General features: G+C 58.2%; 17 protein-coding genes. 8 read left to right on the top strand and 9 right to left on the bottom strand.

Annotation, left to right across the window (positions count from 1 at the left end):
- Positions 1-30: 30 nt before the first annotated feature.
- The 4 genes from HZS81_RS09475 to cysP are packed head-to-tail and all read right to left on the bottom strand — an operon-like array spanning position 31 to position 3,870.
- Positions 31-1,125: a sulfate/molybdate ABC transporter ATP-binding protein gene (locus HZS81_RS09475; RefSeq protein WP_179930312.1), complete on the bottom strand. Its 1,095-nt coding sequence runs from the start codon at positions 1,123-1,125 to the stop codon at positions 31-33.
- Complete coding sequence (cysW, locus tag HZS81_RS09470; protein WP_179930311.1) at positions 1,122-1,949, bottom strand: sulfate ABC transporter permease subunit CysW; 828 nt, start codon at positions 1,947-1,949, stop codon at positions 1,122-1,124. Before cysW ends, HZS81_RS09475 begins: the two co-directional genes overlap by 4 nt.
- Positions 1,949-2,815, bottom strand: a complete 867-nt coding sequence (gene cysT, locus HZS81_RS09465; protein ID WP_422141583.1) for a sulfate ABC transporter permease subunit CysT — start codon at positions 2,813-2,815, stop codon at positions 1,949-1,951. The genes cysW and cysT overlap by 1 nt, the downstream gene beginning before the upstream one ends.
- Positions 2,816-2,823: 8 nt before the next feature.
- Complete coding sequence (gene cysP / locus HZS81_RS09460) at positions 2,824-3,870, bottom strand: thiosulfate ABC transporter substrate-binding protein CysP (RefSeq protein ID WP_179930310.1); 1,047 nt, start codon at positions 3,868-3,870, stop codon at positions 2,824-2,826.
- A gap of 217 nt (positions 3,871-4,087) precedes the next feature.
- Between cysP and rpe the strand changes: the two genes are divergently transcribed.
- The 8 genes from rpe to trpC all read left to right on the top strand — a co-directional run bounded on the left by rpe (position 4,088) and on the right by trpC (position 14,196).
- Positions 4,088-4,789, top strand: a complete 702-nt coding sequence (gene rpe / locus HZS81_RS09455; protein ID WP_179930309.1) for a ribulose-phosphate 3-epimerase — start codon at positions 4,088-4,090, stop codon at positions 4,787-4,789.
- 13 nt (positions 4,790-4,802) lie between these two features.
- Positions 4,803-5,504, top strand: coding sequence for a phosphoglycolate phosphatase (locus HZS81_RS09450; RefSeq protein ID WP_179930308.1), 702 nt, complete (start codon positions 4,803-4,805; stop codon positions 5,502-5,504).
- Between the two features lie 2 nt (positions 5,505-5,506).
- Positions 5,507-6,991: an anthranilate synthase component I gene (trpE, locus tag HZS81_RS09445; protein WP_179930383.1), complete on the top strand. Its 1,485-nt coding sequence runs from the start codon at positions 5,507-5,509 to the stop codon at positions 6,989-6,991.
- 55 nt (positions 6,992-7,046) lie between these two features.
- Positions 7,047-8,789, top strand: a complete 1,743-nt coding sequence (locus HZS81_RS09440) for an NAD(P)H-dependent oxidoreductase subunit E (RefSeq protein WP_179930307.1) — start codon at positions 7,047-7,049, stop codon at positions 8,787-8,789.
- Complete coding sequence (fdhF, locus tag HZS81_RS09435; RefSeq protein ID WP_241697444.1) at positions 8,786-11,560, top strand: formate dehydrogenase subunit alpha; 2,775 nt, start codon at positions 8,786-8,788, stop codon at positions 11,558-11,560. The genes HZS81_RS09440 and fdhF overlap by 4 nt, the downstream gene beginning before the upstream one ends.
- A gap of 181 nt (positions 11,561-11,741) precedes the next feature.
- Entirely contained in the window at positions 11,742-12,314 is a 573-nt protein-coding gene (locus tag HZS81_RS09430) for an anthranilate synthase component II (RefSeq protein ID WP_241697443.1), read from the top strand.
- 33 nt (positions 12,315-12,347) lie between these two features.
- Positions 12,348-13,367 carry an anthranilate phosphoribosyltransferase gene (trpD, locus tag HZS81_RS09425; protein ID WP_179930305.1) on the top strand — a complete coding sequence of 340 codons (1,020 nt, stop codon included), beginning with the start codon at positions 12,348-12,350 and terminating at the stop codon, positions 13,365-13,367.
- Positions 13,368-13,392: 25 nt separating this feature from the next.
- Complete coding sequence (gene trpC, locus HZS81_RS09420) at positions 13,393-14,196, top strand: indole-3-glycerol phosphate synthase TrpC (RefSeq protein ID WP_179930381.1); 804 nt, start codon at positions 13,393-13,395, stop codon at positions 14,194-14,196.
- On the opposite strand, the gene HZS81_RS18225 is transcribed toward trpC, so the two are convergent.
- The 5 genes from HZS81_RS18225 to HZS81_RS09400 form a co-directional block, all read right to left on the bottom strand.
- Positions 14,177-15,976, bottom strand: coding sequence for an efflux RND transporter permease subunit (locus tag HZS81_RS18225; RefSeq protein WP_338401838.1), 1,800 nt, complete (start codon positions 15,974-15,976; stop codon positions 14,177-14,179). The two genes, trpC and HZS81_RS18225, sit on opposite strands and share 20 nt — an antisense overlap.
- Positions 15,880-17,319 (bottom strand): efflux RND transporter permease subunit, encoded by a 1,440-nt coding sequence (locus HZS81_RS18220; RefSeq protein ID WP_338401837.1) that lies wholly within the window; start codon positions 17,317-17,319, stop codon positions 15,880-15,882. The genes HZS81_RS18225 and HZS81_RS18220 overlap by 97 nt, the downstream gene beginning before the upstream one ends.
- Positions 17,320-17,334: 15 nt before the next feature.
- Positions 17,335-18,420, bottom strand: coding sequence for an efflux RND transporter periplasmic adaptor subunit (locus HZS81_RS09410; RefSeq protein WP_241697442.1), 1,086 nt, complete (start codon positions 18,418-18,420; stop codon positions 17,335-17,337).
- Between the two features lie 69 nt (positions 18,421-18,489).
- Positions 18,490-21,621, bottom strand: a complete 3,132-nt coding sequence (gene ydiJ, locus HZS81_RS09405) for a D-2-hydroxyglutarate dehydrogenase YdiJ (RefSeq protein ID WP_179930304.1) — start codon at positions 21,619-21,621, stop codon at positions 18,490-18,492.
- A gap of 85 nt (positions 21,622-21,706) precedes the next feature.
- Positions 21,707-22,297, bottom strand: coding sequence for a DUF4202 domain-containing protein (locus HZS81_RS09400; RefSeq protein WP_179930303.1), 591 nt, complete (start codon positions 22,295-22,297; stop codon positions 21,707-21,709).
- Between the last annotated feature and the right edge of the window lie 203 nt (positions 22,298-22,500).

Below are 22,500 nucleotides of genomic sequence, written 5' to 3'. Positions count from 1 at the left end.
GGACGCCCTTTTTTATCCAGTTAGCAAACCCTAAGCCACATGGCGTTGCTCAGGCGCTTTCGACTCTGCCTCGGGGAAGCGGTGCCACTGGCGGGGGTGAGCATAAAGGCGTAGCCCGCGGCGCAGCGCCAAGCGTTCGAAATCGGCGTGGCGCACGGTGGCAAGCCACGGTTTTGCCAGCCAATCCGCTTCGAGCTCAACCCGCACTTCGGCGCCCACCGGAGAAATCGCCGTAATGGTCACCGGTAAGTGGCTCTCGGCAGAGGGCGCTTCTGCCAGACGCACCTCGTGGGGGCGCAATAACAGCTCCTCGTGGCCGTCGGGAAGGTCAACGTTTAAGTGCGCATCGCCGCAGGTGAGTACGCCGTCGCGCACGCGGCCTTCTAAGTGGTTGACGTCGCCTAAAAACTCAAACACAAAGCGGTTCTTAGGCACGCGATAGAGCGTCTCAGGCGAGTCTATCTGCTCAATGCGTCCGTCACTCATCACCACCACGCGGTCGGAGAGCTCAAGCGCTTCTTCCTGGTCGTGGGTCACAAAAACGCTGGTGAAGTTGAGCTCGTCGTGTAAATGCCTCAGCCAGCGGCGCAGCTCTTGGCGTACCTTGGCATCCAGCGCCCCAAACGGTTCGTCAAGCAGCAGTACATCGGGTTCGACCGCTAGCGCGCGTGCTAGCGAAACCCGCTGTTGTTGCCCGCCGGAAAGTTGGGCCGGGTAGCGATTGGCCAAGTGCTCCAGTTTGACCATTTCCAGCAGCCGGAAGACTCGCGAGCGAATCTCTCCGCTGCTCGGGCGGCGTTTGCGCGGCATTACCGTTAGGCCGAAGGCGACGTTATCGTATACCGTCATGTGGCGAAACAGAGCGTAGTGTTGGAACACAAAGCCGATGCGGCGGTCGCGTACGTGAACGTTGGTGACATCGCGCTCGCCAAATAAAATCTTGCTGGTTTCACGCGAGCGGTCGGCGTTTTCCAGCCCCGCGATAATCCGCAGCAAGGTGGTTTTGCCTGAGCCTGAAGGGCCTAGCAGGCCGACAAGCTCACCCTCGTGGATATCGAGATTAACCGGCTCTAGTGCCCGAGTAGCACCGAAGTGTTTGCCAATATTTTGTAAGTGAATGCTCATGCGAATGCCTCCCGGCGTGATGCACGCCATTCAAGGCCAGCTTTGGCGGCCAGTGTTAGTAGGGCAATGAGGGCCAACAGCGCCGCGCAAGCAAAGGCGCCCACGGTGTTGTAATCCTGATAAAGCTGTTCTAAATGCAGTGGCAGCGTATTGGTTTTGCCGCGAATCGCGCCGGAAACCACCGACACCGCGCCAAACTCGCCCACTGCGCGGGCATTGGTCAGAATCACGCCGTATAACAGCGCCCAGCGGATGTTAGGCAGCGTGACGCGCCGAAACATGGTCCAGCCGCGGGCACCGAGCGTGACCGCCGCTTCCTCTTCCCGTGAGCCTTGTGCCTGCATCAGCGGGATGAGCTCGCGGGCAACAAAGGGGCAGGTGACGAATACGGTCACCATCAAAATCCCTGGCCAAGCGAACATCAACTGAATGTCGTGGCTATCCAGCCACGTTCCCATCCAGCCGTTGCGCCCGTAAAGCAACAGATAGATCAAGCCCGCTACTACCGGTGAGACGGCAAACGGGATATCTATCAGCGTTTGTAAAAGCCGCCGACCGGGAAAGCTAAAGCGCGTCACGAGCCAGGCGAGTGCCACACCAAAAACCAAGCAGATCGGGATGGTCAAAAGCGCCACACCAAGCGTTAGGACAATGGCGTGCAGTGTGTAGGTGTTGCTGACGTTTGCCCAGAAAACCCCCGCCCCTTGGGCAAATGCCTGGGCGAAGATGGCCACTAGCGGCAACAGCAGAAAAAGCGCCGATAGCAGCACTGCCGCGCTAATCAACACGCGGCGCACGGCCGGCGCATCACCGATACGACGCATTAGCCTTTTCCTCCGTGTAAGCGGCGAATGAAGCGGCCTTGCCAAATGTTGATGGCAAGTAGCAGGGTCAGCGAGACAAACAGCACCACCGAGGCAATCGCCGAGGCGCCAGCGTAGTCATACTCTTGGAGTTTGACGAAGATCATCAGTGCGGTGATTTCGGTCTCGTAAGGCGTGTTGCCGGCGATGAAAATGATCGCGCCGAATTCCCCCAGCGAGCGCACAAACGCAAGCCCCGTGCCAGTGACAATGGCGGGCCACAGGTGAGGAAGAATCACACGCCGAAACGCCACACCATCACGCGCCCCGAGCGACATGGCCGCTTCGTCCACTTCATTAGGCATGTCTTCCAGCACCGGCTGCACCGTGCGCACCACAAAGGGAATGCTAGTGAACGCCATCGCTAGCGCAATGCCAACCCAGGTGTAAGCGACCTTAAACCCTAAGGGTTCGAGTATGCCGCCCATCCAGCCGCTGCTGGCGTAGAGGGTGGCGAGCGTGATACCCGCCACCGCCGTGGGCAGTGCGAAGGGTAAGTCCATCAGCGCGTCGAGCAGGCGTTTGCCGGGAAATTCGTAGCGCACCAATACCCAGGCCAACAGCAAGCCAAAGATTGCATTTACCATCGCGGCGACGGCGGCTGCGCCGATGGTGACCATATAGCTCGCCACGACGCGGCCTTCGGTCACAATTGCCCAGTATTCAGCCAAGCTGAGTTTGGCCAGCTGGCCAAACAAGCCCGTCATGGGCAGCAGCAGTACCAGCGAAATAAACAGCACGCTGATGCCCATGGAGAGGCCAAAACCCGGGAGTACCCGCTTTTGACCAGCAGCGATGCGACGAGTGCTAAGCTCAGCCAAGCTCATGAGATACCTCAGCGACGCTGGAGCTGGTCAAGACGACCGCCGCTGCCGAAGTGAGTCTCCATGACGTTATCCCAGCTGCCAAAGACATCGTTGACTTCCAAAAGCTCGGTTTCCGGGAACTGATCGGCGAATTCAGCGACCACATCTTCGTTGTGCACGCGGTAATTGAAGCCCGCGAGCAAACGCTGCATTTCCTCGGTGTAGAGGTATTCCAGATAGCCACGCGCTAGGTCTTCGTTACCGTTGTCCTCGGCATTTTCCTCTACCACGGCCACCGGGAATTCCGCCAGAATGCTCACCGGCGGCACGATGACTTCATAGTCATCGCTGCCGTACTCGCCGCGGATGTTGTTGACTTCCGACTCGAAACTGATCAATACATCGCCCATGCCACGCTCGATAAAGCTGGTGGTTGCGCCGCGGCCGCCGGTATCAAATACCACGACGTTGCGCAGGAATGTACGCATAAAGTCGTGAATCTGTTCTTCGTCACCGTCGAACTGCTGGTCGGCAAATCCCCATGCGGCCAAGTAGGTGTAACGACCGTTGCCCGAGGTTTTCGGATTAGGAAAGACGATATCGACATCTTCACGCGCTAGGTCGTCCCAGCTTTCGATGTCTTTGGGGTTGCCGTCGCGCACCAAAAAGGCGGTGGTGGAGTAGTAGGGCGAGGCGTTGTTATCGAAAGCGTCTTGCCAGTCCTCGGCGACCAGGCCGGCATCGGCGAGTACTTGCACGTCGGTGACCTGGTTGAAGGTCACCACATCCGCGCTCAGGCCTTGCAAAATAGCGCGCGCCTGGGCGGAAGAGCCGCCGTGGGATTGGCTGATGCTCACGTCTTCGCCGTGCTCTTGTTGCCACCATGCCTCAAACTTGGGGTTAATCTCACCAAAAAGCTCGCGCGCGATGTCGTAAGAGGAGTTCAAAAGCTCACGCTCCTCTTGTGCCACCGCCGTGGTGGAAGCACTAGCGGCAATCGCCAGCGCGAGCACGCTGAGGCCTAGGTTCTTACCTACTGCACGTTTCTTACTTAGCGAGAGATTAGTTAATGACATGAAAATACTCCTTCAATAGCGTGTGGCCTGAAACGCTCAGGCGAATAATAGAAAAGGTTAAACCTGCATTTGTGGAATTACAATCATGTTTTATATTCTATTTTAGAATATATGTGTGTGGAGTTCGCTGTATCGTCACCTGTAGAAAAAGCAAACGCAGAACCCCAAGCCCATGCTCTGGTATCATGCGGTTTTTTCGCTAGCCAAGGTTTCACTAATGACGACTTCCCGCGATTTTGTGATTGCGCCTTCGATTCTTTCTGCCAACTTCGCCCGCTTAGGCGAAGAGGTCGATAACGTTCTCGCCTCCGGCGCCGACTGGGTTCACTTCGATGTGATGGATAACCATTATGTGCCCAACCTGACTATCGGCCCGATGGTGTGCCAGGCGCTGCGCGATCACGGCGTGACCGCACCCATCGACGTGCATTTGATGGTCAAGCCGGTGGATCAGCTGATCGGTGATTTCATCGACGCCGGGGCGAGCATGATTACCTTTCACCCGGAAGCGACTGACCATATCGACCGCTCATTGCAGCTGATCCGCGACGGCGGCTGTCAGGCGGGGTTGGTGTTCAATCCGGCCACGCCACTTTCGTACCTGGATTACGTGATGGATAAGGTCGATATCGTGCTGCTGATGAGCGTTAACCCAGGGTTCGGCGGCCAGGCGTTTATTCCTGCCACGCTGGATAAACTGCGCGAGGCGCGGGCCAAAATTGATGCGTCAGGGCGAGAGATTCGTTTGGAAGTCGATGGCGGCGTCAAAGTGGATAATATCGCCGAGGTTGCCGCCGCAGGGGCGGATACGTTCGTGGCGGGGTCGGCGATTTTCAAAGCGTTCGAGGCCAATGATGCCAACGGTTACGATAGCGTGATGAAAAAAATGCGCGCTAAGCTGGCCGATCAAACGCAATAACGGAGGAAAGCGGGTGCACTCAAAGCTGAAGGGCAAGCGGTTGGTGGCGTTCGACCTGGACGGCACGCTGATTGACTCCGTGCCGGATCTCGCCGTGGCGGTGCAAAAAACGCTCGAAGACCAACGCCTGGCGGTACCGCAAGAAGCGCATGTGCGCGATTGGGTCGGTAATGGCGCCCCGGTGCTGGTGGAGCGTGCGCTCACCTGGGCGCTGAATGAATCCCCCTCCGAGGAGATGCAAGCGGGATGCTACCGCGGGTTTTTGGACCACTACGCTAACGCCCCTAACCGGTTAACCCAGCTCTACCCCGGCGCTGCCGAGGTGCTTTCTATGCTTAAAGATGCCGGTTTGACGTTGGTGTTGATTACCAATAAACCCGAAGACTTTATTGCGCCGATTCTTGAGCACTTTGGCCTCGCGTCATACTTTGACCTTTGCCTGGGCGGCGATTCACTGGCGCGTAAAAAGCCCGACCCGCTCCCGCTTCTTCACGCCGCTGAGCACTTTAGTGTTTCTGCTGGCGCATGCGCCATGGTGGGGGATTCCCGCCATGATATCGCTGCCGGAAAGGCGGCGGGTTTCACGACTTTCGGCCTGCCTTATGGCTACAATCATGGTGAGCCAATCAGTGACAGCCACCCAGATGTGCTGCTCGACAGCCTTAATGACCTGATTTCTTCAACGACTGGTTTTTCAACGACAGGGACAGCTTGATGATGACCCCCGAACATTTTGCCGAGCTCGCTGAGGCGGGCTACAACCGCATTCCCGTTTCCCATGATGTGCTGGCGGATTTAGACACGCCGCTTTCCACTTATTTAAAGCTCGCCAACACGCCGTGGACATTTTTGCTGGAGTCGGTGCAGGGCGGCGAAAAGTGGGGGCGCTACTCGATTATTGGGCTGCCGTGTCACGAACGCATTGAAGTGCGCGGGTTTACCGTGTGCCACGTTAAAGATGGCCAAACCCAAGGCGTGACCGAGGTAGAAGACCCGCTGGCGTGGATTGAGCAATTTCAGGCGCGTTTTAAAGTACCCAAACTGGACGATCAGCCGCGTTTTGACGGCGGACTGGTAGGGTATTTTGGTTACGACACCATCCGCTATATCGAGCCGCGCCTGCGCGGGGTCGAAAAGCCCGACCCCATCGGTGTGCCGGATATTTTGCTGATGGTGTGCAACGACTTGGTGGTGTTCGATAACCTCTCGGGGCGCTTGACGCTTTTGACCCATGCTGACCCGGCAGAGCCCGATGCGCTCGAAAGTGCCGAACGTCACTTGACGCATTTGGAAAGCCGCTTGCGCGATGCCTATGTGCGCCCACAAGGCGGAGGATCCGGGCGCTCGGCGGTGGAGGAGAGTGATTTCAATTCCGGTTTTACCCAAGAGGGCTTCAAAGCGGCGGTGGAGAAAATCAAAGAATACGTGCTGGCGGGTGACATCATGCAGTGTGTGCCCTCACAGCGCATGTCGACCCCTTACCAAGCCGCGCCGCTGGATCTTTACCGCGCGCTGAGAAGCCTCAACCCGTCGCCCTATATGTACTATCTCAACCTCGACGATCATCAGGTTGTCGGCTCGTCGCCGGAAATCCTCACCCGGACCGAAGAAGGCGAGGTCACGGTGCGGCCCATCGCCGGCACGCGAAAACGCGGCAAAACCGAAGAGGAAGACAAGGCACTGGAAGCGGAACTGCTGGCCGATCCAAAAGAGCGCGCCGAGCACTTGATGCTGATCGACTTGGGCCGCAACGATGTCGGTCGGATTAGCGAAGTGGGCAGCGTTGACGTCACCGATCAGATGGTGGTGGAGCGCTATTCGCACGTCATGCATATTGTCTCGAACGTCACTGGCAAGCTGAAACCCGGGCTTACGGCGATGGATGCGCTACGCGCGACGTTCCCGGCGGGCACGGTGTCGGGGGCGTCGAAAATTCGCGCGCTCGAGATCATCGATGAAGTCGAGCCGGTCAAACGGGGCATCTACTCCGGTGCGGTGGGCTATCTCTCCTGGCATGGCAACATGGATACCGCGATCGCCATTCGCACCGCCGTAATCAAAGACGGCCAAGTCCACGTGCAGGCTGGCGCCGGCATCGTCGCGGATTCCGTGCCGGAAATGGAGTGGCAAGAAACCCTGAACAAAGGGCGCGCGCTCTTTCGCGCCGTGGCGATGGCCGAGCGTGGGCTGGATAACCTTTAGCCTTATTGGGCTATTGAGCTAGCATTACCCAAGCGAACGGACGAATAAAAAAGCGATGGCGAACAACAACGATAAAAGCCGCCCAGCTGGGCGTAAAACGGCGCTCAAAGGGCGTGAGCTTGCGCCTGTGGCGCTGGCGGCGCTGCGCAGTCAACTCGGTGATGAGCGCCAACACCCCGACCTTCGCCGTCGCGACCGGCTGATTGAGCACCTGCATGCGTTGCAGGATGGCCGGGGTTATCTCGCGCTGGCGGAGCTGCGTGCGCTGGCCGCCTATATGAACCTGCCCATGGCAGCAGTGTACGAGACCGCAACCTTCTACGCTCACTTCGATGTGGTCCACGATGATCAAACGCCGCCGCCTGAGGTAACGGTACGTGTGTGCGATTCGCTCTCTTGTCAGTTGGCGGGTGCAGAGGCGCTTCAAGAAGCATTGAACGCGCGCTTCGACGCCAATCGCGTGCGCGTTATTCGCGCCCCTTGCATGGGCCGTTGTGATAGTGCTCCGGTGGCCGAGGTGGGGCACCATCACGTGCGTTATGCCACCGCCGAAGGCATTGAAGCCGTGGTCGATGTCGGCCACTTTCACCCGGAAGCGATTACCTGGGAGCGCTTGGGCACTTATCGAAAGCGCGGTGGTTTTACATTGCTAAAGAAGTGCCAGCAGGGCGAAGTGGTGTTAGGCACGTTGCTTGAGCTGCTTGAGCAATCAGGGCTACGCGGGCTCGGCGGCGCTGGGTTTCCCACGTTCAAAAAGTGGCGGGCGGTACGCGCCGAGCCCGGCCCTCGTTTTTGCGTGATCAACGCCGACGAGGGCGAGCCCGGTACCTTTAAAGATCGCCACTACTTGGAGACAGCGCCGCATCAATTTTTGGAAGGCGCGTTGGTCAGCGCCTGGGCGGTAGGGGCTGACGCGTTGTATCTCTATTTGCGCGATGAGTATCCCGGGCTTCACCGTGTGTTGCGCGAAGCCATTGCGGAACTCGAACAAGTAGGCCTGGCAACACCGGGGTATATCGTCCTTCGCCGCGGTGCGGGCGCCTATATCTGCGGTGAGGAATCTGCCCTTATCGAGTCGTTGGAGGGTAAACCGGGTAAGCCGCGTCATCGCCCGCCTTTTGTTGCGCAAAAAGGGCTATTTGATCGCCCGACGCTGGTCAACAACGTCGAGACGGTCTATTGGATTCCGCGTCTGTGGGAGAAAGGCGCAACGTGGTTTGCCCAGCAAGGGCGGCATGGACGTTCGGGGCTGCGCAGTTTTTCGGTGTCGGGCCGGGTCAAGCACCCAGGCGTTCATTTAGCGCCTGCGGGGATTACGCTTCAGGAGCTGATTGACGAATACTGCGGCGGCATGGCCGAGGGACACCGTCTTGCGGCGTATCTTCCCGGCGGCGCCTCAGGCGGTATTCTCCCGGCGAGCAGGGCGGATATTCCGCTGGATTTCGACACGCTTCAACCACATGGTGCCTTTATCGGCTCGGGTGCGGTGATTGTGTTGTCCGAGCAAGACGACCTGCGTGCGGTGGCCACTAATTTGCTTGCATTTTTTGCCGATGAATCCTGCGGGCAGTGCACACCCTGCCGGGTAGGTAGCGAAAAAATGCACTCGCTGTTAGCGCGCGATACATGGGACGTGAATGCGCTCACCCGTTTAGCCCAGGTGATGCAGGACGCCTCGATTTGTGGATTAGGCCAAGCCGCGCCCAACCCGGTGCTGGGTCTTTTGCGTGACTTTCGTCCAGCACTGACCCAGCAGGGCATTATCGTGACCGATGCCGCTGACGGAGGGCCGGTATGATGACGTCTCCCTTCATGCTTACGCTCGATGGCCATGAGGTGATCGCGTATCCCGGTGAAACGCTTTGGCAGGTTGCCCAACGCGCCGGAGAGACTATCCCGCACCTGTGTTTTAAAGACGCGCCCGGCTACCGCGCTGACGGTAACTGCCGCACCTGCATGGTGGAAGTTGAGGGTGAGCGCGTACTGGCCGCAAGCTGTATTCGTGAGGCGACGCCGGGCATGGTGATCAAAAGCGCCACCTCCGAGCGTGCTCGCACCGCACGCGAAGGTGTGATGGAGCTGTTAGTTGCCGATCAGCCCGAGCGTGCCGCAAGCCCCGACCGCTCAAGCCACTTTTGGGCCATGGCCGATCAGCTCGACCTAGACGCGGGAGCGGTGAAAGCATGGCTACCGCCACAACGCGAGAATAGCGAGCCGGACACGAGCCACCCAGCGATGCACGTGAATCTCAATGCCTGTATTGAGTGCACGCTTTGTGTGCGCGCCTGCCGTGAGGTTCAGAGTAACGACGTCATCGGCATAGCGCAGCGTGGCGCGGCTTCTAAAATCGTGTTTGATTTCGACGACCCCATGGGGGAGAGCACCTGTGTGGGCTGCGGCGAGTGCGTGCAAGCCTGCCCCACCGGTGCGTTGATGCCCGCCACGCTCATGGATCAGCAGGGCGTGGGAGACTCTCAGGCAGTGGACCGTCAGGTGGATTCGGTCTGCCCCTACTGTGGGGTTGGCTGCCAGCTGACGTATCACCTAAAAGACGACGCCATTGCCTACGTGACGGGGCGCGATGGGCCGTCAAACCAGAACCGCCTGTGTGTGAAGGGGCGTTTTGGGTTTGATTATGTCCGCCATCCTGCCCGCCTGACTATGCCGCTGATACGCCGCCCAGACGCGCCGAAAGGCCTGGATGTGGGGTTCGATCCGGCCAATCCGTTGACCCACTTTCGCCAAGCTAGCTGGAGCGAAGCGCTGGATGCCGCCGCCGGCGGCCTGTTAACGCTTAAACAGCAACACGGCCCCCAGGCGCTGGCGGGGTTTGGCAGCGCCAAATGCACCAACGAAGAGGCCTGGCTGTTTCAGAAGCTCGTACGTACCGGGTTTGGCAACAACAATGTCGATCACTGCACGCGACTTTGTCATGCAAGCTCCGTGGCCGCGTTGATGGAGTGTTTGGGATCCGGTGCCGTCACCGCCTCGTTTATGCAGGCGCTGGAAGCGGATGTGGTGATCCTCACCGGCTGCAACCCGGCGGTGAATCACCCCGTGGCGGCCACCTATTTCAAGCAGGCGGCCAAACAGGGCACCGAGATCATTATTCTCGACCCGCGCGGCCAAGCGCTGGACGCCTATGCGAGCCTAAGCGTGCGCTTCACCCCGGGGGCGGATGTGGCGCTTTTCAACGCCATACTGCACGTGATTGTCGCTGAAAAGCGTTATAACGCGGCGTACATCGACGCTCATACCGAGGGCTTTGAAGCGCTGAAACGCAATGTCGATCAGAGCACACCCGAGGCGATGAGCGAGCTTTGCGGCGTGGCGCCCGAGACGATCCGCGACGTGGCGCGCCGCTACGCTACGGCCGAAAACGCGATGATTTTTTGGGGTATGGGGGTCTCGCAGCACACCCATGGTACCGATAACGCCCGCTGCCTGATTTCGTTGGCGCTCGCCTGCGGCCATACGGGGCGTGCTGGCACCGGGCTGCACCCGCTGCGCGGGCAAAACAACGTGCAGGGCGCCTCAGATGCGGGCTTAATCCCCATGGTGTTGCCAGACTACCAGCCGGTGGGCGATGCTCAGCTGCGCGCTGCTTTTGAAGCGCTTTGGCAAACGCCGCTGCCACAAACGCCGGGGTTAACGGTGGTGGAGGTGATGAACGCGATTCATGCCGGTGAGGTGCGCGGCATGTACATCCTGGGCGAAAACCCCGCGATGTCAGACCCAGATCTCACCCATGCACGGGCTGCGCTTGGCCAGCTTGAGCATCTCGTGGTGCAAGATATCTTTTTCACCGAAACCGCCCAGTTTGCCGATGTGATACTGCCTGCCTCCGCGTGGCCGGAAAAAGAGGGCACGGTCACCAATACCAACCGCCAGGTACAGTTGGGGCGTATGGCGTTACCGCTGCCCGGAGACGCCAAACCGGATGGATGGATTATTGCGCAGATAGCCGAGCGCTTCGGGCTTCGCTGGCACTACCCGCATCCCCGCGATGTTTTTGCTGAAATGCGCCAAGGGATGGCGTCGTTGAATCACATCAGTTGGGAGCGATTGCAGCGTGAGGGGTCTGTCACCTACCCATGCCCTGATGACGACGCGCTCGGCCAAGACGTGGTGTTTAGCGAGGCGTTTCCCCGCGCAGGCGGTCGAGCGAGGTTTTCCCCCGCGTGGCCGCTGCCGCCCGATGAGGCGCTTGATGAGGCCTATCCCACCGTGCTCACCACCGGGCGCCAACTGGAGCATTGGCACACCGGGTCGATGACTCGGCGCAGCCTAGTACTTGATGCACTGGAACCCGCTGCTGTTGCCAGCCTTTCGCCAGGGGAGCTCAAACGCATGGGCGTGTCACCGGGCGACACGGTCACTATTACCACACGGCGCGGTGCGATTACCCTTGCTGCCCGCATGGATACGCAGATGCCCGATGGCATGGTGTTTGTGCCGTTTGCCTATAGGGAGGCCGCTGCGAACCTGCTCACCAACCCCGCGTTGGACCCTTACGGTAAAATCCCCGAGTTTAAATATGCCGCGTGCCGGGTGACGCCAGCGGTGTGAACTCACCTGTTTGCGCGATGTTGTGCACGCGCCCCTGCACGCTAGGCCTGGGTTGCGGTATCATCAATGGCTCATGGTTTCACCAAATAACGGGGTTAGCGGGCCAATGGCGCACGGGCAGGCGGTTCAAGAAAAGGTGGTACAGGAAAAAACAGCGCAACCGAGCGTGAAACGCGTCGTCATGTTGGATAACTATGACAGTTTCACTTTCAACATTGTCCAATACCTGGGCGAGTTAGGCGCTGACGTGCTGACGCACCGCAATGATGAGATCAGTATTGCGGATATTGAAGCCCTTGCGCCCACCCATTTAGTGATTTCCCCCGGGCCTTGCACGCCAAGCGAAGCGGGGCTTTCCATGGAAGTGATTCATCACTTCGCCGGTCGACTTCCCATTTTGGGCGTGTGCTTAGGGCATCAAGCCATTGGACAGGTTTACGGTGGCAAGGTGGTACGCGCGCCGCAGGTCATGCACGGCAAAACCTCCGCTATTGAGCACACCGGCCAGGGCGTTTTTGCCGGGCTTGAAAATCCCTTGGAAGTGACGCGTTACCACTCGCTGATCGTGGAAAAAGAGAGCCTGCCCGAGTGCTTGGAAATCACCGCCTGGACGAGTGACGACGATATCACCCCGGGGCTCATTATGGGGCTGCGCCACCGTAAGCTTGATATTGAAGGCGTTCAGTTCCACCCCGAATCGATTTTGACCCGTCAAGGCCATGAATTATTGGCTAATTTTCTCAAGCGCGCTTGACCGCCCACCCTTAACTAAGAGGCTCACGTTTTCATGCAGATGCGAGACGCTATTCACGCGGTAATGTGCCGCGAAGATCTCTCTTTCGATGCGATGCACGCGCTGATGCGCCAGATCATGACCGGCGAGGCAACCGATGCTCAGATTGGTGGCCTGCTTGTGGGGTTGGCCATGAAGGGTGAAAGCGCTGTGGAAATCAGTGCGGCGGCAAAGGTGATGCGTGAGCTGATGAATCGCGTGGAACTTACCGCCGATAACGTGGTGGATATCGTGGGTACGGGCGGCGATGGGGCCAATCTTTTTAACGTCTCTACGGCCGCCAGCTTCGTCGCCGCTGCTGCCGGTGCGCATGTCGCCAAACACGGCAACCGCAGCGTATCGTCCTCCTCCGGTAGTGCCGACCTTTTTGATATCGCCGGTATCTATCTCGACTTAAAGCCCGAGCAAGTTGCACGCTGTATCGCGCAAGTGGGCGTTGGCTTTATGTTTGCGCCCAACCACCACCCGGCGATGCGCCACGCGATCGGCCCGCGGCGTGAGATGGGGGTGCGCACCCTGTTCAATATTCTCGGCCCACTCACCAATCCGGCTGGCGCGCCGAACCAAGTACTCGGCGTTTACGCCCCTGAGCTTGTGCCGTTAATGGCAGAGGTTATGCAGCACTTGGGTAGCCAGCACGTGATGGTGGTGCATGCCGAAGATGGTTTGGATGAAATTTCGCTGGCCGCACCCACGCAGGTGGCGGAGCTGAAAGACGGCGCGATTCGTCAATACACCATCACGCCCGAAGAACTCGGTATTGCCCGTCAAAGCCTTGCAACGCTAAAAGCGGCTAGCGCAGAAGACAGCCTGCGGTTGGTCAAAGACTCACTAGGCGGTGAAGGCGCGGCGTCGGATATGGTCGCGCTCAATGCCGGGGCCGCGCTTTATTGCGCGGGGGTTGCCGACACGCTGAAAGAGGGTGTAATGATGGCGCAAGATGCTCAAGCCTCCAAACTGCCGTTGGAAAAGCTTAAAGAGCTCGCGCACTTTACTAGCGTTTTCAAACAATAAGCGTGATTCAACAGAAGAGAATTCCATGACACAACAGGCCACGCCCACGATTTTATCCCGCATCTTGTCGCGTAAGGACGAAGAGGTCACTGAGCGCCGCCAAGCGGTTTCCGAAAAGGATCTGCTGGCACTTGCTGAGAAACAGAGCGCCCCGCGCGGCTTTATTCGTGCACTGAATAACCGTATTGAGCGAGGCGATGCGGCGGTGATTGCTGAGGTGAAAAAAGCCTCGCCATCCAAGGGCGTTATTCGCGAGGATTTTGATCCGGCGGAGATCGCCACAAGCTATGCCGAGGGCGGTGCGGCGTGCCTTTCCGTGCTGACGGATGCGGACTTCTTCCAGGGCCATGAAGATTACCTTATGGCCGCGCGCGATGCCTGCGATTTGCCGGTGATCCGCAAAGACTTCATTACTTACAGCTACCAAGTCACCGAGGCGCGCGCCATCGGCGCCGACTGTATTCTGCTGATTGTAGCGGCCTTGGATGATGCCAAGCTTAAAGACCTTAACCAGCAGGCGACTGCGCTGGGGATGGATGTGTTGGTGGAAGTCCACAACGCCGAGGAGCTCGAGCGTGCGCTGGCGCTGGATATTAAGCTGGTGGGGATCAACAATCGTAACTTACACACCTTCGATACCAGCTTGAACACGACGTTGGATTTGCTGCCTCTTATTCCCGATGACGTGACCGTGATTACCGAGTCGGGTATCCATACCCGCGACGATATAGAGCTGATGCGCGATCATAATATCAACGGCTTTTTGGTCGGCGAAGCCTTTATGCGTGATGATGACCCCGGGATCGCCCTCAAGCGGTTGTTTTTTTAACCTGCCGGTTGAGCACCATCACGGTGAGTGCTGGCAGAAATGTCACGGTCACAAAGGCCGTGCCCAGTAAGCCAAAAAGGACGATGGTGCCGACGCCGCGATAGAGCTCGGTACCCTCACCGGGTAAAAAAACCAGCGGCGACAACCCGCACAGCGTGGTGAGGGTCGTCATGGCAATGGGGCGAAGGCGGCTGGCCACGGCGTTGTAGACCGCCTCAGTGACGTTAGACATACCGGCGCGTAAATTGGCACGGGCTTGGTGCACGACCAAAATAGGGTTGTTAACGACGGTTCCCATCAAAATTAAAAAGCCCAGCATCGTAATCATGTCAAACGGTTGGCTAATTGCCTTGATGCCAATCAGCGGTAACCATCCCCCTAGTGTATTCATCAGCCATAACCCCACAATGCCGCCTGCGGCGCCCAATGGGATGGTCGCTAAAATCAGTAGCGGGTAGCCCCAGTGGGCAAAAATGGCTACTAGCAGTAAATATACGATGGCCAGGGCGATGAGCGCGTTGTCCGTCAGTGCTTCTCGCGTTGCGTCTAACTGATTGCCAGCACCGGTGATGGTGACATCGAGTGTTGCCGGCAAGTCTTGGTTATCGCGCAGGTATGTAATGATTTCGCGCTGGGTACGCTCAATGCCGGCTTCTAAGGCGACGCTACGCGGTGGGATAATATTCAGCGTCACGCTGCGCCGCCCGTCGACCCGGCGTAGCGTGGAGGTCCCCACGGTTTCGCGAATCTCTGCCAATGTATTGAGCGGCACGCTAAACCCTTGAGGAGTATGAACGGGCAGCGTGGAGAGTCTATCAAGGTCTATATCGCCGCCGTCAGGGCCATAGCCGTAAAGGTCGATCTTCTCGTCGCTGAGATAAAAATCATCTAGATAAGCGCCATTGGTCAGCACCGCGATAGTGGTGCCGAGGTCGTCGGTGTCGATGCCAAGCTCAGCGGCGCGTGTCCAGTTCGGGGTTATTTCAATTAACGGCTGACCAAGCTCCAACGCGGAAGGGCGCGATTGGATACGCGGATTATCGAATACCTGCTGAGCGCGCTGATAAATTGCATTGGCAGCGGTGTAGAGTTCGTTTAGATTGTTGCCCGCGATATCTAGTGTAATGCTGCGTGTGCCCCCGTCATTACTGGAAATGATCGAGCCGCGGGCAGCAAAAGCACGCATATCGGGGTAAGCCCCAAAGCGTGTTGTCAGGGCCTCCATTAACGCTTCGATGTGCGCGGGGTCGATGGTTTCAGCGATAATACGCAAGCTTTGAGCTTCCGCTTGAATGCCCATGGTACGAATCGGCGGCACATCGGTTTCACCGCGCGTGAAAGCCTCAGGCGATGCCCCGACGTGCGGTTCAAGCTCGCGTTGAAGGGTTTGCGCAATCTCATCCATGGTCGCTAAGTTGTAGCTTGCCGGGGCGTTCATACTGGCAAACGTTTTGGCTTCTTCGCCTTCGGGAAGGTACGCCGCCGGTGGCGTTAGCCCAATGAAAATCGCAAGACCCCCGGCTATTCCTGCACTTACCGCAGCAAAGCGGCGCGGTGCATTTCGCGTCATTTGTTCAACCATCCAGAGGCAAGCGCGCATCCATCGGGGTTGCTTGGTGACGTTGTCATTGCCGCGAAAATCCAGGTGCGCTCCAAGTGATGGAATCACGGTAACCGCGACGATCATCGAGACCAGAATGGCGGTGGAAATCGCCACGGCGATATCCGAATAGAGCTGCCCGGCTTCTTGCTGGATGAAGAAGATCGGTACAAAAACCAAGATGGTGGTGAGCGTCGAGGCCAGTACACGGCGGGCCAGACTTGCCTTACGCCTTCCAATGCAGCATCAAAACGCGAGAGTCCTTTTCGCCGCTGCGACTCGATGTTTTCCAGCACCACGATCGTGTTATCAATGGTCATGCCGATGGCAAAGGCCACCCCGGCTAATGAAATGACGTTCAGCGTCCGGCCAGCGAGCAGCAGCCCAAGAAAGGCGGCGATGGTGCAGATAGGGATGCCGATGACCCCGGCGAGCGTAGCGCGGCCGGAGCGTAAGAACGCAAACATCACCAATGTAGCAAAAAGCGCGCCTAACCCCAGGTTGACCCAAACGTTCGCAATCGAGGCTTCCACATAGCGCACATCGTCGCTTGAGAGGGTCATCTGCATTCCTTGCGCATGCAGTAAGCCTTCGTTGAGTGCGTTTACCTCCTCACGCATGGCACGCTTGATATCGATGACGTTGGCGCCCGCCTCGCGACGCACCTGCACGCTTAGCACCGGCTCACCGGATGCGTTGTAAGCACGAGAGGTCAGCTCAGCGTAGGATTGCTGCACTTTGGCTACGTCACTTAAACGAACCAAAGCGTCGCCGCGGCGAGCCAGAATGAGTGACTCAAGGCTTGCTACGTCGTTAAACCGGCCCACCGTGCGCAGCAAATAGCGGCGTTTTCCGCTTTCTAAGCTGCCGCCCGAGACGTCTTGGTTGTGCGCACGAAGTGCCTGTTGCACATCGCTAATGCTGAGATCGCGGGCGACCAGCGCCTGTGGGTCGATGAGTAGCTGTACTTGGCGTTCAGCACCACCAGAAACCGTGACTTCTGACACGCCATCCACGCTTTCCATGCGCGGACGTACGTTATCTTCGAGGTAGTCGCGCATTGCCGGCATGTCTAGTTGGCGCGGGTTACCTTCGCGGGGGGCAACGTTGTAGTACATAAACGCATTCGCCGAAAACGAGTTGGCGACGATACGAGGCTGGTCAACGTTAGTGGGGTAGGAGGGGACTTGGCTGAGGGCATTATTCACCCGAATTAACGTCTCGGTCAGATCGACGCCGAACGGGAATTCGAGCTCAACTTCCGCGCTGCCGCTGTTCGCGGTCGATTCCATGCGTTGCAGGTTGGGTACGTTGCGCAGGTACTCTTCTTGCTCTATCAAGATGTCTTTTTCGATGTCCTGCGGGGTAGCGCCTGGCCATTGTGTCTCTACGCCGACCACGCGAGTTTCAAGGTCGGGAATCATTTGCACGGGAATACGCCAAATAGCGGCAATACCCAAGATCAGTATGATCAGCGTCACTACGCTGACAAGGATGCCGTGTCGGATAATGGCAGCGAACATGCAGCGAATAACTCCTTACTTGTCGCTTAAGGACACGCGCTGTCCTTCTTCTAAGCGTTCGTTGCCGACCACGATCACGCGGTCATCGATGTTAAGCCCCTCTTCTATGGCGACTTTGCCCGCATGACCGTTGCCAAGCTCGACACGCTGTTCATTTGCACGCCACTCGTTATTCTTTCGTTTCACGAGCCATACGCTTACGCTGCCATCAGGGCGACGAATCAACGCGTCACGCGGGACACTGGGGCCGTTGCCTGCGGTAAGTGTTAAACGTCCCGTTGCCGCCATTCCTGGCAGCATAGGTGAGGATGTATCTAGCGTGGCGCGTAGCAAAAACTGCCGAGAAGGTGCCTCTTGGGGAATCGTGGCGTTCATGGTGGCCGTATGCCACTGCTGATTACCTTCAAGGCGAATCTCAAGTGTTGCTTCTTTTAAGCGGGGGTAGACGGATAACGGGATCGGGAACTCAAGCTTTAAGGAGTCAAGGTCCACTAGCGTCAATAAGGTATCACCGGGGTCGACCCATTCGCCTATTTCGGCGTCGCGTTCAATGACCATGCCGTCAAATGGCGAGTGTACCTGGTGGCGCTCAAGGCGAAGCTTGGCGAGCTCAGCGCGAGCTTGTTGCGCATCAAGGGTCGCTTCTGCGGCGGCAAAGGTACTTTCACGTTGGCGTAGCTCACTAGCAGCGATATTTTGCCGCGCTGACAGCTGGTTAGCCTCATTAAGACGTCGGCGGGCGTCATCGCGCTCGGCGCGGGCTTGCGCGACGTCGGCTTGGATGCGCTGGGCTTCTAAGGTGATTTCCCGCGAATCCAGTGTTAACAGACGTTGTCCCTGGTTAACGCGCTCTCCAAGCGCAATGGATAACGTATCGACCTGCCCGGCTTCCGCGCTGGAGAGTTGCGAAATGCGCTCGGCGGTAACGCTGCCGGTGACTGAAAGCACTTCAAGGCGTTCACTGTCGCGTACCACATAAGTTTCAACGCGTGCGTCTTGCGCCGCCACGAGTGGAGCCGTCGTCAGCAAGCCGGCTAATGTCATGGCAAGGAGGGCGCGAACCCCGTGTTTTTGTCGGGGCCCGCCGGTTAGCTTTAACAAAATCACTCCTCATTCAGGGCGCTGGGCATGATCATGCCAGACATGCGCGCTTAAGCCGCGTTGGATGCCTCAACGCTTGAGCAGTGTAAGCAGCGCCTGCAACGGGTGCGGCAACGTTTGTGCCGAGAAGCGTTTGGCCTGACTGCGACAGGAGTAGCCGGTGGCCAGTAACTTGCCGGTGTTATCCTGCGCTTCCACCTGCGGCTGCCAAGACTGAGCGTAGATCGTCTTTGAGGTTTCTACATTGCGCGTTTCATGACCGTAAGTGCCGGACATGCCGCAGCAGCCAGTGGCAACAAGATCTAATTCTAAACCAAATGCCGCAAACACCTGCTGCCACGCCTTGGGGCTACCCGGCGCGTTGGTTTTTTCGGTGCAGTGCGAGAGCAGTTTAAAGCCGGGGTCTGTGAGTGATAACTTACTCGGTATGAGGCTATTGACGCGAGTCACAAGCCACTCTTGCAGCATCAGTACGTCGGGCACAACGTCAGCCCCGAGCGACTTCACGTACTCTTGGCGGTAAGTCAACGTCATCGCCGGGTCGATGCCCACCAACGGCACTTCAAAGCGTGAAAGAGTGCGCAGTCGCTCGGCTTGCTTCCCGGCGGTGCGCTCAAAAGCGCCCAAAAATCCCTGTACGTGCAGCGGCTTGCCGTTGGCTGAGAAAGGCATCACGAAAACGCGAAGACCCAGGCGGGAAAGTAACTCCACGATGTCGATAACGACTTTGGCCTCAAAGTGAGTGGTAAAGGCATCTTGCACCAGGATCACGCTATTGGCGCGCTGCTGTTCGGTCAGCAGGGAAAGCGCCGTGGGTGTTGCCTCCGCGACGCCCCAAGCGCGCAGCTGTTTTTTAACGCTGGCGCGAGAGAGAGCGGGGGAATCACTGATGCCCAGGCCTTTGGTCATCAGATGATCGACCCACTTCTGGCCTAATAGCGTGTTATACAACGGCGCGATGCGGGCCATGGCCGGTAGCATCCGTTCGGTGCCGCCGACCAAGTAGTCGCGAAGCGGGCGTAGATAGCGACCGTGGTACACCTCTAAAAACTGTGAGCGAAACTGCGGCACGTTGACTTTTACCGGGCACTGCCCCGCGCACGATTTACACGCTAAACATCCTGCCATGGCGTCGTACACCTGGTGGGAATAGTCGTGATGGCGGCGCTTACTCAGGGTGTTCATCGCACGATGCGGGAAGCCTTTTATAAAGCCCCAGCCGCCCTCAGCTTTTTTCTTGCGCGACTCTTCGACCACGTCGATGCCCGCGTCTTGCTGCAGACGCAACCATTCGCGAATCAGACTGGCGCGACCTTTGGGGGAATGAACGCGGTCGCGGGTAGCCTTCCACGACGGGCACATCGGGTCGTCGACATCGTAGTTGTAACAGGCGCCGTTGCCATTGCAGTAGACCGCTGCGTCATATGCCTGCCAGGCACGTTCATCAATGGTGCGGTCAAGCTCTCCGCGGGTGGTAACACCGTCAATGGTTAACAGCGCCGGGTCGCTGTCTTTGGCGATTAACGTTTCGGGGCTTGCTGAAGGCGCCAGCGGCGAGGCGATCTTGCCGGGGTTGAGCTGGTTGTAAGGGTCAAATGCCGCCTTAACACGCTGCAAGCTGGGGTACAGCTCACCAAAGAACTTAGGGCTGTACTCGGAGCGCACGCCCTTGCCGTGTTCGCCCCAGAGTAGGCCGCCGTACTTTTGTGTGAGTGTCACGACTTCATCAGACACCTGGCGAATCAGCGTTGCCTGCTCGGGGTCTTTCATATCGATGGCAGGTCGCACGTGCAAAACGCCGGCGTCCACGTGGCCGAACATGCCGTAGGAGAGCCCGCGGGCATCTAAGGCGGCGCGAAACTCAGCGATGAAATCCGCTAAGTGCTCAGGCGGCACAGCGGTATCCTCGACAAACGGAATGGGGCGCTTTTCTCCCTGCACGTTGCCCAAAAGGCCCACCGAGCGCTTGCGCATACCGTAAACTTTCTGGATCTGCGCGCGGCCTTCGGCCAGGGTAAAGCCGAGCCGCTCAACCGTGTCGTCTTGCTCAAGGTGGTGGGTAAAAGCTTGCACGCGCTCGGCCAGCCGCTCGGGATCGTCGTCGTTAAATTCGATCAGGTTGATGCCGCGAATCGCCGTGGTGCTTTCGGGGAAGAATTCGGCGACGCTGTCCCAGACGAAATCCTCCATCGCGAGCAGTAAAACGGTGTCGTCGACGGTCTCGATCGAAGTGGGGCGCAGTGCCTGCGATTGGGGTGTTGACGCGTTAGAGGCCATCAACGCCTTGGCATCGCGCAGGGCGGCCATAAAGCTTGGGTAGCGCACGTTGACCAGCGTCGAGTGCTTAGGGATCGGCAGCACGTTGAGCACGGCTTCGTTGAGAAACCCAAGCGACCCCTCCGAGCCGCACAGCAAACTATTCAGGTTGAGCTCGCCGTTCTCTTCCCGCAGGTGGGCCAGGTCGTAACCGGTCAGGCAACGATTAAGCGGCGGGAATTTCGCCTCAATCAGCGCACGCTGGTTATCGATAATATCGGCAGCGGTCGCGTGAACGTGCCCAACAATACCCTCGTGCTGACACGCCGCCTGCTCGTCTTGGGTGTTAAGCGGGCGACTTTGCAAGTGCTTGCCACCTAGCAGCACGGTATCGAGCTCCAGCACGTGATGGCGTGTTTTGCCGTATTCGCAGCTACCCTGGCCGCTGGCATCGGTCGAGATCATACCGCCGATGGTGGCGCGATTAGAGGTGGATGTATCCGGAGCAAAGAAAAGCCCGTGGGGCTTTAATGCATCGTTTAACTGATCTTTCACCACGCCGGCCTGAACGCGCACGCGGCGATTGTCGACATCAATGTCCAGAATGCGGTTCATGTGGCGTGAGACATCCACCACGATGCCATCGGTAAGCGACTGCCCATTAGTGCCGGTGCCGCCCCCGCGCGGTGTCAGTGCCACGTTGCGGTGCGGCACTTGCGCGGCGAGTTTGGCTAGGCGGGCTAAATCTTCGGCGTGCTTGGGGAATACGGCCGCCTGGGGCAGGCGCTGATAGATCGAGTTGTCGGTGGCCAATACCGTGCGGTTGGCGTAATCCGGGGCGATTTCGCCGTCAAAACCGCTGGCTTTCAGCGCTTCAAGAAAGCGCACATAGTCGCCGCTCACGCGCTCGAGGGAAACGTGTTGAGAATCCAGGGATGCAATCATAATTGATCAGACCGTCACTGCCGAAAGCGGAAAAAGATAAGGCCGCTACTTTACCGCAGCGACGCCGACGCTGCACCTGGCGGCATTATGCTTCGCCGAGCGCTTCCTTAACCAACGCGGCAGAGGAGTCCGACATAGGCAGCGATAACGCCAACTCGTGGGCGCGCGGTGACATTTTACGCCAGGTTTTTTGCACGATGCGAACCATGTGGCCGTGTTCCACCTTGCGCGAGAAATCGGCAAAATAGTTCTCAAGAAACACTAAGCAGGCGCAGTCTTCCAATGCCTGAACCTCTTGGTCACGTCCGAGGCCTTTTTTGCCGATCATCGCTGCGACACGCTCGGCATCCTCGGTGGCGTAACCGGCTTCCTGCATCAGTTGGGCGGTGGTCTCGCCCGCCCGCTTGCCCTGGTCGCGCCGCCAGGTCAAGTAGCCCACCCGCCCTTTGTCATACTCGTCACGGGGCACCTGCCAGCGCTGCAGGTGTTGCGCACGCACGGCAAGGCACAATAGCTCGCTAGGGGCGTCGTAAACATGCGCCAGCCACCTGCTCATTCGCTGGGCGTAGGCCAGTTCCTGAGGCATCGACGAGCCATCGTCAAGCGTTGTCGAACGCGGGTCCTGAGCGTGTAGTGCATCAATGGCGGCGAGGGTGTGTTCAAAAGCGGTGGTCATAATAATGGTACTCGGCGAAAAATATCTCAGTAGGTTGACGAGAAAAAACGCCAACCTCAACTACTGCATGAAGAAAGGTTTGCTATTAATGCTCAAAGGTACTTTTTTAACCTCGTTATAGGCATTAAATGCGCGCTTATATCGCCAACCAGCGGCGTGCCCCATGGTTCCTCGCCGCGCTTTTGCCTACAATGGGCGCCTTT

The organism is Vreelandella salicampi, assembly GCF_013415105.1.
GTDB classification, from domain to species: Bacteria; Pseudomonadota; Gammaproteobacteria; order Pseudomonadales; family Halomonadaceae; genus Vreelandella; species Vreelandella salicampi.
The sequence above is the reverse complement of the archived record's forward strand: the minus strand, read 5'-3'. Positions and strand labels throughout refer to the sequence as shown.

What these genes read in the sequence shown, in the direction of transcription:
- HZS81_RS18220 (WP_338401837.1), bottom strand. Translation starts at nt 17,319, where the DNA reads ATGTTCGCTGCCATTATCCGACACGGCATCCTTGTCAGCGTAGTGACG.
- trpD (WP_179930305.1), top strand. Translation starts at nt 12,348, where the DNA reads ATGCAGATGCGAGACGCTATTCACGCGGTAATGTGCCGCGAAGATCTC.
- fdhF (WP_241697444.1), top strand. Translation starts at nt 8,786, where the DNA reads ATGATGACGTCTCCCTTCATGCTTACGCTCGATGGCCATGAGGTGATC.
- trpC (WP_179930381.1), top strand. Translation starts at nt 13,393, where the DNA reads ATGACACAACAGGCCACGCCCACGATTTTATCCCGCATCTTGTCGCGT.
- HZS81_RS09400 (WP_179930303.1), bottom strand. Translation starts at nt 22,297, where the DNA reads ATGACCACCGCTTTTGAACACACCCTCGCCGCCATTGATGCACTACAC.
- rpe (WP_179930309.1), top strand. Translation starts at nt 4,088, where the DNA reads ATGACGACTTCCCGCGATTTTGTGATTGCGCCTTCGATTCTTTCTGCC.
- trpE (WP_179930383.1), top strand. Translation starts at nt 5,507, where the DNA reads ATGACCCCCGAACATTTTGCCGAGCTCGCTGAGGCGGGCTACAACCGC.
- cysP (WP_179930310.1), bottom strand. Translation starts at nt 3,870, where the DNA reads ATGTCATTAACTAATCTCTCGCTAAGTAAGAAACGTGCAGTAGGTAAG.
- ydiJ (WP_179930304.1), bottom strand. Translation starts at nt 21,621, where the DNA reads ATGATTGCATCCCTGGATTCTCAACACGTTTCCCTCGAGCGCGTGAGC.
- HZS81_RS09440 (WP_179930307.1), top strand. Translation starts at nt 7,047, where the DNA reads ATGGCGAACAACAACGATAAAAGCCGCCCAGCTGGGCGTAAAACGGCG.
- cysT (WP_422141583.1), bottom strand. Translation starts at nt 2,815, where the DNA reads ATGAGCTTGGCTGAGCTTAGCACTCGTCGCATCGCTGCTGGTCAAAAG.
- HZS81_RS09475 (WP_179930312.1), bottom strand. Translation starts at nt 1,125, where the DNA reads ATGAGCATTCACTTACAAAATATTGGCAAACACTTCGGTGCTACTCGG.
- HZS81_RS09430 (WP_241697443.1), top strand. Translation starts at nt 11,742, where the DNA reads ATGTTGGATAACTATGACAGTTTCACTTTCAACATTGTCCAATACCTG.
- cysW (WP_179930311.1), bottom strand. Translation starts at nt 1,949, where the DNA reads ATGCGTCGTATCGGTGATGCGCCGGCCGTGCGCCGCGTGTTGATTAGC.